This window comes from Burkholderia sp. AU45388 (assembly GCF_030481585.1).
Taxonomy (GTDB): domain Bacteria; phylum Pseudomonadota; class Gammaproteobacteria; order Burkholderiales; family Burkholderiaceae; genus Burkholderia; species Burkholderia sola.
This window is the reverse complement of record NZ_JAUJPV010000001.1, coordinates 626229-639458: the sequence shown is the minus strand read 5'-3', so window position 1 is coordinate 639458 and position 13230 is coordinate 626229. Positions and strand designations below refer to the sequence as shown.

Here is a 13230-nt window from a genome sequence, read left to right as displayed (position 1 = left end):
GTCCGGTTTTCTCGAACGGGCGTTCGACTCGCGCCGTTCAAGCGGATGGCTCGCGGCAATCCCGTTGCCCGTTCGAACGGGTCGCGCGAACGGCGACGCCCGCGCAAGCCGCGCGGCGTCGCCTCGACCCGCGTTACGCGCGCTCGCTGACCGGCGTGAACTTGCGGTCGCGCACACGGGCTTCGTCGGCGCCGCCGCGCACGAGGCTCAACGCTTCCGCGCGGCTCGAGACGCACGGCCCGGAGCCGGGCAGCGGCTGGCGCGCGGTCTCGCGCAGCGCGAGCACCGACACGATGCCGATGAACGATGCGCCCATCAGGTAGTACGCGGGCATCATCAGGTCGCCGGTGCGATCGACCAGCCACGCGGTGACGAGCGGCGTCGTGCCGCCGAACAGCGACACCGACACGTTGAAGCCGATCGCGAGCGCGCCGTAGCGGATCCGCGTGGGGAAGAGGGCGGGCAGCGCCGACGGCATCACGCCCGTGAACGTCGACAGCAGGATGCCGTAGATCAGCATCCCGCCGAAGATCGGCAGCATGCCGCCGGTGCGGATCAGCATCAGCGCCGGCACCGACAGCACGAGCAGGCCCACGCAGCCGGCCATCATCACCGGCTTGCGGCCGACCTTGTCGGACAGGTGCCCGGCGTACAGCGTCATCGGCATCATCAGCACCATCACGAGCAGCACCATGAAGAGGCCGTGCGATTCGCGCACGTGCAGCGTCGCCGACAGGTAGCTCGGCAGGTACGACAGCGCCATGTAGTCGGTCACGTTGAAGATCAGCACGAGGCCGACGCATTGCAGCAGCGGCTTCCACTGTTCGACGAGCAGCGTCGCGAAGCGCTGCTTCGGCCGCGCGCGCTCGTCCGCTTCGCGTGCTTCGGTCTCCTTCTTGAATGCCGGCGTTTCCTCGAGCTTGAGCCGCACGTAGAGACCCACGAGGCCGAGCGGGCCGGCGATGAAGAACGGCACGCGCCAGCCCCACGACAGCAGCGCTTCCTGCGACAGCGTGGCCGTCAGCAGCGCAACCGTCGCCGCGCCGAGCGTATAGCCGATCAGCGTGCCGAATTCGAGGAAACTGCCCATGAAGCCGCGGCGCCTGTCGGTCGCGAACTCGGCGATGAAGGTGGCCGCGCCGCCGTATTCGCCGCCGGTCGAGAAGCCCTGCACGAGGCGGGCGACGAGCAGCAGGATCGGAGCCATGATGCCGATCGACGCATAGCTCGGGATCAGTCCGATCGCGAAGGTGCCGACGGCCATCATGATCATCGTGGCGGCGAGCACGCGCTGGCGGCCGATGCGGTCACCGAGCGGGCCGAACACCATGCCGCCGAGCGGGCGCACGAGGAACGCGGCGGCGAACGTGCCGAAGGTTGCGAGCAACTGCGCGGACGGGTTGCTGGACGGGAAGAACACCTTGCCGAGCGTGACGGCGATGTAGCTGTAGACGCCGAAGTCGAACCATTCCATCGCGTTGCCGAACGCCATCGCGCCGACCGCGCGCTTGAGGACGGCGGGGTCGACGATCGTGACGTCATCCAGCTTGATGGACTGGCGCGAAGACCGGGTTTTCGCGGGGCGCGCTTGCGATGAACTCAATGATCTCTCCTGGAATGGCCTTGGCGGCGCGGCCGGCGGGAATGCAGCGGGGGCGTGCGGGCCGACGGACAGCGAAGGCGGATATCTCGGGGGTGCCGCGATGCCGGTGGCGTGACGCGCGCAGCGGACGACACCGGGCAGGTGTGTTGTGCGAACCAGTTTAGAGAAACGAGCGCGAGCGGCTATCGGTCATGCGCCCGGAACCCGGTGGTAAACGACACGCGGGGAAGCGGCGCCGGTTGCGCCCCGGCGGGCGGAAGCGGCGTGGACAGTCACCGCGCCGTGCGCCGGCCCGCGGATACCAGCAACGCCACGAACGCCGCTTCATCCGCTCGCAAGCCCCGCGGCGTACGCCGGACCGCGAGCGCGGCGAGCGTGCCGGCCTCGAACGCGTCGAGCACGGCCGGATGGATGTAGCAGCGCCGGCACACGGCTGGCGTGTTGCGCAGCAGCTCGGCCACCGCGCGCACGGTCTCGACGATCTGCTTGCGCGCGTGCGTGACGCCGCGATGCTCGATGCGCCGCAGCAAACCGAGCGCATGCACGCTGCCGGCCCAGGTCCGATAATCCTTCGCGGTGAAATCGGCGCCGCCGGCCTCGCGCAGGTAGTCGTTCACGTCGGACGACCCGACCGGATGGCGTACGCCGTCGTCGTCCACATACTGGAACAGCTCATGCCCGGGCAGCTCCGCGCAGCGCCGTACGATCCGCGCGACCCGCGCGTCGTCGACCGTCACGTCGTGTTCGATCCCGCTCTTGCCGGCGAAGCGCAGCCGCACCTGGCCGGGCTGGATCTTCAAATGGCGCTTGCGCAGCGTCGTCAGCCCGTACGAGCCGTTTTCGCGCGCATATTCCGCGTTGCCGATCCGCGCGAGCGTCGTGTCGAGCAAGCGGACGATCGTCGCGACGACCTTGTCGCGCGGCATGCCGGGCAGCGCCAGATCGCGCGTGACGCGTGCGCGGATGCGCGGCAGCGCCCGCGCGAACGCGGCCATCCGCGCGTACTTGTTCGCGTCGCGCGTTTCCCGCCACAGCGGGTGATAGCGATATTGCTTGCGGCCGCGCGCGTCGCGGCCCGTCGCCTGAAGATGGCCGCGCGGGTCCATGCAGATCCACACGTCGGTGTACGCGGGGGGAATCGCCAGCGCGTCGATGCGGGCGATTTCGTCGGCATCGCGCAGTCGCGCGCCATCCGGCCCGTAATACGCGAAGCCGTTGCGCAGCGGCCGGCGCGTATAGCCGGGGCGGCGGTCGTCGACGTGGCGCAGCGGCCCGGCGGCGCTCGAAGCGGGCCGCTTCATGTCGCGACGGGCCGGCTGGCGGCGGTGCGCGGCGACCCGCGCTCACGGGCAGCGATCATGCTTGTCTCCTTGGGTTCGCGTGAAGGGCGGGCGCCTGACATGGGGCGCGAACAGCCATTGCGACGGAGCAAGAACCGTGCGCTGCACCGCCCGGCTTGGTTCGCCCGTTTAGGTGTTTATACGTATGCCGATTCCGACATCGGCCGAATCCAATATTTCATTGGAAGGTTATCGGACTTGTTCCTAGACTGATGCGGGGCATGTATACCGCGCCGGCAGGACACGCCGGCCGGCGCAGCCCGATCCGCGCCAGCGCCACGCAGAAACACAACAGCGCCGCGGCACACAACGACATCATCGGAGACGGACCATGACATTCATCAGGAAGCTGGCGGCCGGCGCGATCGTCGCCGCGGCGACGGTGCTGGCAGGCGGCGCGCACGCGCAGCAAAAGCCGATCACGCTCGGGTTCTCGCAGGTCGGCGCGGAAAGCGCATGGCGCACCGCGAACACCGTATCGGTGAAGAGCGCGGCGAAGGACGCCGGCATCAACCTGAAATTCTCGGACGCGCAGCAGAAGCAGGAGAACCAGATTCGCGCGATCCGCTCGTTCATCGCGCAGAAGGTCGACGTGATCGCGTTCTCGCCGGTCGTCGAATCGGGCTGGGAGCCGGTGCTGACCGAAGCGAAGGCCGCGCATATCCCTGTGATCCTGACCGATCGCGGCGTCGACGTGAAGGATCCGTCGCTGTACGTGACGATGATCGGTTCCGACTTCCTCGAGGAAGGGCGGCGCGCGGGCCACTGGCTCGAAGAGCGCTACAAGAACGACGCCGGCCCGATCAACATCGTCGAGCTGCAGGGCACGGTCGGCTCCGCGCCGGCCAACGATCGCCGCGCGGGCCTGCTCGAAGTGATCAAGAACAATCCGAAATTCAAGGTGATCGCGTCGCAGAGCGGCGACTTCACGCTCGCCGGCGGCAAGCAGGTGATGGAAGCGTTCGCGAAGACCTACGGCAAGCAGATCAACGTCGTCTACGCGCACAACGACGACATGGCGCTCGGCGCGATCCAGGCGATGGAAGAGGCCGGCATCAAGCCCGGCAAGGACGTGAGCGTCGTGTCGTTCGACGCGACCAAGGGCGGCTTCGAGGCGATGGTCGCGGGCAAGATCAACGTCGACGTCGAATGCAGCCCGCTGCTCGGCCCGCAGCTGATGACCGCGGTGAAGGACGTGGTCGCCGGCAAGCAGTTGCCCAAGCGCATCGTGACCAACGAGACGGTGTTCCCGATGAACGTCGCGGCGCAGGTGCTGCCGACCCGCAAGTACTGACCCGTCCGCCGGGCGGCGGCCTCGCGGCCGCCCGGCGACGCTTCGAGGGAGGATGCATGCAGAGTCCGCCGGTGGTCGAGATGATCGGCATCGACAAGTCGTTTCCGGGCGTCAGCGCGTTGCAGCGCGTGGACTTCCGGTTGTTTCCGGGCGAGATCCACGCGCTGATGGGCCAGAACGGCGCGGGCAAGTCGACGCTGATCAACGTGCTCACCGGCGTGCACGCGCACGATGCGGGCGAGATTCGGGTCGGCGGCGCGCCGGTGAATTTCGCCGCGCCGCGCGAGGCCGAGGCGGCCGGGATCCAGACGCTCTACCAGGAAGTGAATCTGTGCGCGAACCTGTCGGTCGCGGAGAACATCTTCGCGGGCCGGCAGCCGATGCGGCGCGGCGCGATCGACTGGAAAACGATCCACGCACGGGCGCGCGACGCGCTCGCCGAACTCGATCTGGCGCTCGATGTCACGCGTTCGCTCGATTCGTATCCGATCGCGGTGCAGCAGATGGTCGCGATCGCGCGCGCGGTGTCGGTCGACGCACGCGTGCTGATTCTCGACGAACCGACCTCGAGCCTCGACGACGGCGAGGTCGCGCGGTTGTTCGACGTGCTGCGCCGGCTGAAGGCGTCGGGTATCGCGATCCTGTTCGTCACGCATTTTCTCGAGCAGACCTATGCGGTGTCCGACCGGATCACCGTGATGCGCAACGGCGAGCGCGAAGGCGAGTATCTCGCGCGCGACCTGCCGGTCGACGTGCTGGTCGCGAAGATGACCGGCCGCGAGCGCATGTCCGACACGCTGCAGGCGGGCGCCGCGGCGGTCGAGCATGACACCGCGACCACCGCGCCGTTCCTGTCGATGCAGCAGGTCGGCCGGCGCGGAATGATGAGCGCGCTCGATCTCGACGTGCGCCCCGGCGAGATCGTCGGGCTGGCCGGGCTGCTCGGCTCGGGCCGCACCGAAACCGCGCAACTGGCGTTCGCCGCCGCGCGCCCGGATACCGGCGCGATCGAGATCGACGGCGCGCGCAAGCGGCTCGCGTCGCCGCACGACGCGGTGCGCAACGGCATCGCGTACTGCCCGGAAGACCGCAAGAAGGAGGGCATCGTCGCCGCGCTGTCGATCCGCGAGAACGTCATTCTCGCGCTGCAGGCGCGGCGCGGCTGGTGGCGGCTGATCGGGCGGGCGCGACAGCGCGAGATCGCCGACACGTACATCGCCCGGCTCGGCATCAAGGCGCGCGACGCGGAGCAGCCGATCGGGCTGCTGTCGGGCGGCAACCAGCAGAAGGTGCTGCTCGCGCGCTGGCTCGCGACGGACCCGAAGCTGCTGATTCTCGACGAGCCGACGCGCGGCATCGACGTCGCCGCGAAGTTCGACATCATGGAGCGCGTGCTGGCGCTGTGCGCGCAGGGGCTCGCGATCCTGTTCATCTCGTCGGAGATCGGCGAGGTCGTGCGCGTGAGCCACCGGATCGCGGTGCTGCGCGACCGCCGCAAGGTCGCGGAGCTGAGCGGCGCCGATGCGTCCGAGGAGCAGGTTTACCGGTTGATCGCAGGAGGCCAGTCATGACGTGGCTACGCACGCTGTTTCGTCATTCGCTCGCGTGGCCGGTGCTGACGCTCGCGCTGCTGTTCGCGCTGGACGTCGCGCATCGTCCGGGCTTCCTGTCGATCGTGCTGCTCGACGGCCATCTGTTCGGCGCGCCGATCGACATCCTGAACCGCGCGGCGCCGCTCGTGATCGTGTCGCTCGGCATGACGCTCGTGATCGCGACGCGCGGCATCGACATCTCGGTCGGCGCGATCGTCGCGATCGCCGGCGCGGCGGCCGCGAGCGTGCTCGCGGCGGATCCGTCGCAAGTCGGCACGGCGCTGGCCGCCGCGCTCGGCGTCGGGCTGCTGGCCGGTGCGTGGAACGGGCTGCTCGTCGCGTTCGTCGGAATGCAGCCGATCATCGCGACGCTGATCCTGATGGTGGCCGGGCGCGGCGTCGCGCAACTGCTGACGGGCGGCCAGATCATCCCGATCGGCGCGCCGGGCTACCTCGCGCTCGGCGGCGGCTATCTCGCGACCGTGCCGTGCGCGGTGTGGATCGCGCTGGCGACGATCGGCGCGATCGCGCTGCTGGTGAACCGCACGGCGCTCGGGCTGTTCATTCGCGCGATCGGCGTGAACCCGGTCGCGACACGGCTCGTCGGGCTGCGCGCCGGCGCGGTCGTATTCGGCGTGTATCTGTGCTCGGGCGTGATGTCGGCGCTCGCGGGCATCCTCGCGAGTTCGAACGTGCGCAGCGCCGACGGCAACAACGCGGGGCTGCTGCTCGAACTCGACGCGATCCTCGCGGTCACGCTCGGCGGCACGTCGCTGCTCGGCGGCCGCTTCAGCCTCGCGGGTTCGGTGCTCGGCGCGCTGATCATCCAGACGCTCACCTATACGACCTATTCGATCGGCGTGCCGCCGGAGGCGACGCTCGTCGTCAAGGCGGTCGTCGTGATCGTCGTGACGCTGATCCAGTCGGACGCGGCGCGCGCGCTGCTGGTCCGGCACGCGTCGCGGCTGCTGCCTTCCGCGCGATCGCGCGCCACCACCACCGGAGCGACGCCGCGATGACCCGTTTCCTTGGCCGCCTCGCCGATCCGCGCACGCTGCCGATCGTCGTGACGATCGTGCTGTTCGCCGCGCTGTTCGGCTTCGGGTCCGTGATGTACACGGGCTTTTTCTCGATGCAGGTGCTGACCGGGCTGCTCGTCGACAACGCGTTCCTGCTGATCGTCGCGATCGGGATGACGTTCGTGATCGTGTCGGGCGGCATCGACCTGTCGGTCGGCTCGGTCGTTGCGCTGACAACGATATTCTGCGCGGTCGGCGCCGAACGGCTGCACTGGCCCGTGTGGGTGATCGTGCCGCTCGTGCTCGCGTTCGGCGCGCTGTACGGCGCGGCGATGGGCGCGCTGATCCACTACTTCAAGCTGCAGCCGTTCATCGTCACGCTCGCCGGGATGTTTCTCGCGCGCGGTGCGTGCTTCCTGATCACGACGCAGTCGATCACGATCAACGAGCCGGTGTTCCATGCGATTGCGGGCATCAGCGTGCCGGTCGGAAGCGGCATGCTGAGCGCCGGTGCGCTGATCGCGCTCGCGACGCTGGCCGTCGCGATCTACGTCGCGCATTTCACGCGCTTCGGCCGCAACGTGTATGCGGTCGGCGGCAACGAACGCTCCGCGCTGCTGATGGGCTTGCCGGTCGCGCGCACGAAGATCGGCGTCTATGCGCTGAGCGGCTTCTGTTCGGCGCTCGGCGGCGTGGTGTTCACGCTCTACGTGCTGTCGGGCTACGGACTGCAGGCGCAGGGGATGGAACTCGACGCGATCGCCGCGACCGTGATCGGCGGCACGCTGCTGACGGGCGGCGTGGGCTACGTGATCGGTTCGGTGTTCGGCGTCGGCATCCTCGGCACGATCCAGGTGCTGATCACGTTCGACGGTACGCTGAGTTCGTGGTGGACGCGGATCGTGATCGGCGCGCTGCTGTGCGTGTTCTGCGTGCTGCAGCGGGTGATCGAACGGCACGCGACGCGGCGCCGCACCGGTGGCACGGGGCTCGGCGCGCGGCGGCCGACGCAGGCTCCCGCCCCCGCGCGCCGGGCACCGCCCGAGCAGGACATCGGGCTGGTATCGACGATGCGGCGGTCGTAGCGCAATCGTCCAGCGCTATTCCGGAAAAGGGTTTTCCGCTGCGGAAAGGTTTGTCTGGACGAACGTCCGCACACTGGCAACGGTACGGCTGGAATCGGCTTTTTTCACCGCTTCCGGTTGTCACGAAGATTGTCGTTGCCGTCGCTTTCATGGCAGCCGACATTCGATGTCACATCGAATGATGGCGTTCCCGGATGTTGGGAAGTCGGTAACAAAAGAGTAACGGGCACGAGGGTAGTGAAGACGTCATAACGCGCGAGATTTTCAGATCTACGAGTTGAAGCGCGAAATGACGGGTTGGAGTCGGTGCAAGGCGTCGAGCGAGAAGAAAATCGCCAAGTAAATCGGATCGATTCATTCGATGCCGGGGCCGTGCGGTGAATAGCCGGTTTTTTCCGAAAATCCGGCAAAACCGGTCGCCCGCCGAAAAGGAGTGAGCGACTTCATGCGAGCCGCCGGGCGGTGTATCGATGCCGGCGGCGCGCGCGGTGTTCTCGCGGATCAGGCCGATACGGGCTGAAGGCGGATGCGTTTGCTGCGGCCCGGGGCATGCGGTGCCCGTCGCACGGACGCGGCCGCACGGCGACCGGCGTTCGGCACGCGGATCGCTTTCCGCACCGCGGCCCGTGGATTGACGGCACTCAGTGCCCGATCACGCAGACGGCGACGATCTCGTAACCCGGGTCGGCATGCGCGCTCGCGGCTTTCTCGGCTTCGTCATACGAACCGAAGGAGGCGGCATCTTCGATGGCGGGCGCCATGCCGATATCGCCGTCCTCGGCGGTGCACAGGAACTGTTCGCCGGTCTTCACGACGTAGATGGACATCATGATTCCCTCCAGGGTTTGCAGGGAGAGATTCCAGTCTAGCAGGCGTGAAGCAAGCCGGCGGCCGACGCGACTCCCGGCCGTCAATCAGGGCCGGCTTGTCGATTCGGCCTGCCGTGAAGGGCCGGATTCGCGGCCGTGGACCGGCTTGGAACGGCGAGTGCGCGGCCGGGCCGTGACGCGCGCGGGCGTCGAAAGCCGTGCACAATACGCGCATGCGCGCCCCCGATCTTGAATGCCTTGTCGCCGTCACCATGCCCTTCGGAAAATACCAGGGCCGGCTCATTGCGGACCTGCCCGGACCGTACCTCAACTGGCTGGCTCGCGAAGGCTTCCCGCGCGGTGAACTCGGCCGGCAGCTCGCGCTGATGCACGAGATCGACCATAACGGCCTGCGGCACCTGCTGGAGCCGCTGCGTAAACCCGCTTAGCGCGGCGTCACGCCGGGTCGGTCCCCCGAAGCGTCGACTGCGCGGCGGCAGGCTTCGGAGTCGTTGACCGCATGACGGAACGAGTCGCCCGGTGCCGGAGCAGGCCGCCTGCCTCATCCGGGCCCGCCGTCAAACTTCCTGACCTTGTACGTTCGCCGCGTCTTTCCGTCGCTCCGCGGTGTTCGTCGGCATGACGACCGCCGTGCCTTCCACCACGACGAGCCCGTTCACTTCGCAGCGGGTTTCCAGCACGACCCGCCGTCGGCTCGCGAGAATCTCCTTGACCGTCACGGTCGCGCAAACCGTTTCGCCGAGCTTCACCGGGCGCCGGAACTGCAGATCCTGCGACAGATAGATCGAACCCGGGCCGGGAAGGCGCGTCGCAATTGCCGCCGATATCACCGACGCGGACAGCATGCCGTGGGCAATGCGGCCGCCGAATCGGGTCCGCTTCGCATAGGCGTCGTCGAGGTGCACCGGATTCTTGTCGCCCGACGCGCTTGCGAAGAGAAAAACGTCGCGCTCGGACAGTGTTTTCAGGAACCGCGCGCTCATGCCCGGGATGAGATCCTCGAGATCGTATCCGCCTTCGTCGTTCATCGTCTGTTCCCGTATCGTTCGTACACGTCGTGTTGGAGGGGCGAGCGTCGTCGCTCGCTTAGGCCGCAGCGCTTTCGTGCCGCGGTGCCGCGCGCGCATCCAGCGACGCGAACAATCGATTCGCCGAGTCAAGCGCCCATTGCGCGGCCGGTACACCGGCGTGAGGCAATGCGCCGACGATGGCGGCCACGATTTCGCGCTGCGATGCGCCGAGCGACAGCGCCCCGCGCATGTGAGCCGCGAGTGCGTCGACGTCGGCATTGCGGGCGAGGCAGGTCAGGCAGGCGATGGCCGTCAGATGCTGTGCCTTCGCGTATTCGATCGAAGCCGGCTGCGACATCGACGCTTGAAGCGCGTCGACGCAACGGCGGAGTTCGTGTGACATATCGGCGTAGGTGAGGGGCGCGTCGATGCCGCGTTCCGGCGCTTCCGGCGCAGTGACGGCATTTGCCGTATCGAACACGGCAAGCGCAATGCGCGACACTGGCAGCACGAGCGGCCAGCCGATATAGCCGGTGAGTTGAATCAATACCTCGGTCAGTTCGCTGCGCGTCCAGCCGAAATCGAGACAGGCCTTCAAGTGCTGGCGGACCGCGTCGTGCCGATTTTCGAGCGCGATGACGATTGCGAGCGTTGCGAGTCCGCGCTCCTTGGGCGTCAGCGCATCGAACGGCCGCTGTCGACGCTGCAGCAGGTAGGCGAGCGCGGAATCGCACCCTTCGACAAGATCGACCACGAGGTCGACGCCAACGCCACGCTCCCGCAGCAAAGCCGCGACGTGGAGCACGCCGGCCATCGCCACCGATACCCCTGCGTAGTCGAGGGTCTGCAACACCGTTTCCAGCAGCGCCTCGGGCGTCCAGCCAGTGTTCAACATGCCGCCTGCGTGGTATCTGAGCGCGGAATCGGCATTACCCATCGTGGTCAGCACCGCGACGGTAACCAGTTCGCGGTTTTTCAGCGACAGATTGGGGCGGGCAATGATATCCGCATAAGCGCCTTCGATGAGTAGCCGCCTGAAATCCGGATCCAGGCTGTCGAGCGCCGCACTCAGCGCGCTGAAGCCGTCGTCGCCGATGGCATGGATGACGGACATGCCGAGTTCATGTCTGGAGATCGTTTTCGCATGCATGGCAAATCGATTCGGTTGAACGCTGAAAGGACTGACGTTCCGGATGATATTCGCGTGCCGGAAAATCAAATTTGAACTTTTATGAACTTTCAACTTCGCCCGGTTTTCGCCGTCTAGAATCGTCCCGTCTACGAGATGGCGATTGGGTTCACACAGGCGGAATGGATTGACGGATGGCGATAAGGAATCCGTCGTATCAACGCAACCGGGAGAGTTCAGTGTCGAGATTTCAAGATAAGGTCGCCCTCGTGACCGGCGGGAGTTCGGGTATCGGTCGCGTCACGGCGTTGCGGCTGGCGGCGGAAGGCGCGCATGTCGCGATTGCATCGCGCCGTACCGACGAGGGGCTGGCCGTCGTCGAGGCAATTCGCAGATCGGGCGGGAAGGCGGTGTTCGTGAAGACCGATGTCTCCCGCGCCGACGATTGCGCGAATGCGGTTGCGCGAACGGTAAGCGAATTCGGTCGCCTCGATGTCGCCTTCAATAATGCCGGCGTCGAGTCGTTCGGCAAGCCGGTGGCCGATACCGACGAGGCGAGCTGGGATTTCGTCGTGGGCATCAACCTGAAAGGGATGTTCCTGTCGATGAAATACGAAATTCCGGAAATGCTGAAGGCGGGGGGCGGCGCGATCGTCAATATGTCGTCCACTTACGGCATCGTGGCATCGGCATTCGGCGGCTGCGCGTATCACGCGTCGAAGGCCGGCATTCTCGGCTTGACGAAGGCGGCTGCGCTCGAATATGCGAAGCAGAATATCCGCGTCAATGCGATTTGCCCCGCATTCGTCGCGACGGCGATGGTCGAGAAGTTTCTCGGCGAGACCGGCATGACCGACCAGATCAAGGCATTTCATCCGGTAGGCCGCCTGGGGACCGAAGACGAAATTGCGAAGGCGGTCCTGTTCCTTGCGAGCGAGGAGTCCTCGTTCATGACGGGCACTGCGCTGTCGGTGGATGGGGGAATGGTCGCGGCGTGAGCCGAGAGCGTCATCTCGATCGAATCAACTCTCGTATGGATATCAATATGGATGCCAAAGTGTTGGATATGGTTGTCGAAGCGCGACGTGACCAGTCTGAGTTGTTCGAGATCGGCAGCCCGATTCCGCTGGGCGTCGTACCCGCGAAAATGCATGCATGGACGATTCGCCGCGAGAATCACGGTGAGCCCCAGCGCGCGTTCACGAAGGAAATCGTCGACGTGCCGTCGGTCGGCCCCAACGACGTGCTGATTCTCGTGATGGCGGCGGGCGTCAACTACAACGGCGTGTGGGCAGCGCTCGGCCAGCCGTTCTCGGTGCTCGACCTGCACGACGATCCGTATCACGTCACCGGGTCGGATGCCGCGGGCATCGTCTGGGCCGTCGGTTCGAACGTGAAGAAGTGGAAGGTCGGCGACGAGGTGGTCGCGCATTGCTCGCAGGTCGACGGCGACGACGAGGAATGCAACGGCGGCGATCCGATGCTGTCGCCGTCTCAGCGCATCTGGGGTTACGAAACATCCCATGGCTCGTTCGCGCAGTTCGCTCGCGTCCAGTCCACGCAGCTGATGCCGCGCCCGAAGCATCTCACGTGGGCCGCGAGCGCGTGCTACACGCTCACGCTGGCCACCGCATACCGGATGCTGTTCGGACACAAGCCGCACGTGCTGTCGCCGGGCCAGTCGGTGCTCGTATGGGGCGCGGCAGGCGGATTGGGCACGATGGCGATCCAGCTTGCGGCGCTGGCCGGCGCCCGCCCCGTCGCAGTGGTCTCCGACGATTCGAAGGTGGAATTCGTCAAGCGCCTCGGCGCGGTCGGCGTGATCAACCGCTCGAACTTTTCGTGCTGGGGCGCGCCGCCGTCCGTCGATGAAAAAGAGACGTACGCGGCCTATGTCGACAGCATGAAGAAGTTCGGCAAGGCGATCTGGGACGCGCTCGGCGAAAGGCGCGACGTCGACATGGTGTTCGAACACCCGGGCCGCAACACCTTCGCGCCGTCCTGCTATGTCGTGAAGCGCGGGGGCATGGTCGTGTTCTGTGCGGCGACGAGCGGCTACGACCTGACCTGCGACGCACGTTACGTATGGATGCGGCAGAAGCGTATCCAGGGCAGTCACTTCGCGAGCCTCAAGGAAGCGGCGCAAGCGAACCGGCTCGTGATGAGCGGCAAGATCGATCCGTGCCTGTCGGAAGTGTTCCCGTGGAACCGCCTGCCGGACGCGCACGCGAAGATCCGCGCGAACGAACACCTGCCGGGCAACATGGCGGTGCTGGTCCAGGCGAGCAGTCGCGACGATCTCGACGCCGCGCGTCGCCACTAGCCACG

At 66.8% G+C, this 13230-nt stretch carries 12 protein-coding genes; 7 read left to right on the top strand and 5 right to left on the bottom strand.

The window, feature by feature from the left end; all coding sequences use genetic code 11:
• Positions 1-133: 133 nt before the first annotated feature.
• Together proP and QZM72_RS02880 are read right to left on the bottom strand one after the other, a co-directional pair.
• Positions 134-1603, bottom strand: coding sequence for a glycine betaine/L-proline transporter ProP (gene proP, locus QZM72_RS02885; RefSeq protein WP_301737092.1), 1470 nt, complete (start codon positions 1601-1603; stop codon positions 134-136).
• A 272-nt stretch (positions 1604-1875) separates the two neighbouring features.
• Positions 1876-2904: a DNA topoisomerase IB gene (locus QZM72_RS02880; protein ID WP_089471505.1), complete on the bottom strand. Its 1029-nt coding sequence runs from the start codon at positions 2902-2904 to the stop codon at positions 1876-1878.
• A 370-nt stretch (positions 2905-3274) separates the two neighbouring features.
• Here QZM72_RS02880 and QZM72_RS02875 point away from each other — a divergent pair, with 370 nt between their 5' ends.
• Genes QZM72_RS02875 through yjfF form a run of 4 tightly spaced genes read left to right on the top strand, consistent with a single transcriptional unit; the run spans position 3275 to position 7933 of the window.
• Positions 3275-4237 (top strand): ABC transporter substrate-binding protein, encoded by a 963-nt coding sequence (locus tag QZM72_RS02875; protein WP_089471504.1) that lies wholly within the window; start codon positions 3275-3277, stop codon positions 4235-4237.
• 56 nt (positions 4238-4293) lie between these two features.
• Entirely contained in the window at positions 4294-5808 is a 1515-nt protein-coding gene (locus QZM72_RS02870; protein ID WP_089471503.1) for a sugar ABC transporter ATP-binding protein, read from the top strand.
• A complete protein-coding gene (locus QZM72_RS02865; RefSeq protein WP_089471502.1) occupies positions 5805-6848 on the top strand; it encodes an ABC transporter permease in 1044 nt (347 codons plus the stop codon). Before QZM72_RS02870 ends, QZM72_RS02865 begins: the two co-directional genes overlap by 4 nt.
• Complete coding sequence (yjfF, locus tag QZM72_RS02860) at positions 6845-7933, top strand: galactofuranose ABC transporter, permease protein YjfF (protein WP_089471501.1); 1089 nt, start codon at positions 6845-6847, stop codon at positions 7931-7933. The genes QZM72_RS02865 and yjfF overlap by 4 nt, the downstream gene beginning before the upstream one ends.
• Positions 7934-8574: 641 nt before the next feature.
• Here the strand turns inward: yjfF and QZM72_RS02855 are convergent.
• On the bottom strand, positions 8575-8763 hold the full coding sequence (locus tag QZM72_RS02855) for a hypothetical protein (RefSeq protein ID WP_089471500.1): 189 nt from the start codon (positions 8761-8763) through the stop codon (positions 8575-8577).
• Between the two features lie 212 nt (positions 8764-8975).
• Here QZM72_RS02855 and QZM72_RS02850 point away from each other — a divergent pair, with 212 nt between their 5' ends.
• The gene (locus QZM72_RS02850; RefSeq protein WP_089471499.1) at positions 8976-9191 is read left to right on the top strand and encodes a DUF3820 family protein; all 216 of its coding nucleotides are present in this window, start codon (positions 8976-8978) and stop codon (positions 9189-9191) included.
• Positions 9192-9320: 129 nt separating this feature from the next.
• On the opposite strand, the gene QZM72_RS02845 is transcribed toward QZM72_RS02850, so the two are convergent.
• Positions 9321-9791, bottom strand: coding sequence for a MaoC family dehydratase (locus QZM72_RS02845; protein WP_089471498.1), 471 nt, complete (start codon positions 9789-9791; stop codon positions 9321-9323).
• 58 nt (positions 9792-9849) lie between these two features.
• Positions 9850-10887, bottom strand: coding sequence for a carboxymuconolactone decarboxylase family protein (locus tag QZM72_RS02840; RefSeq protein WP_301737091.1), 1038 nt, complete (start codon positions 10885-10887; stop codon positions 9850-9852).
• A gap of 254 nt (positions 10888-11141) precedes the next feature.
• Between QZM72_RS02840 and QZM72_RS02835 the strand changes: the two genes are divergently transcribed.
• Together QZM72_RS02835 and ccrA are read left to right on the top strand one after the other, a co-directional pair.
• Positions 11142-11900 (top strand): SDR family NAD(P)-dependent oxidoreductase, encoded by a 759-nt coding sequence (locus tag QZM72_RS02835; protein ID WP_301737090.1) that lies wholly within the window; start codon positions 11142-11144, stop codon positions 11898-11900.
• A 68-nt stretch (positions 11901-11968) separates the two neighbouring features.
• The gene (gene ccrA, locus QZM72_RS02830) at positions 11969-13225 is read left to right on the top strand and encodes a crotonyl-CoA carboxylase/reductase (RefSeq protein WP_256979840.1); all 1257 of its coding nucleotides are present in this window, start codon (positions 11969-11971) and stop codon (positions 13223-13225) included.
• The last annotated feature ends 5 nt before the right edge of the window (positions 13226-13230 follow it).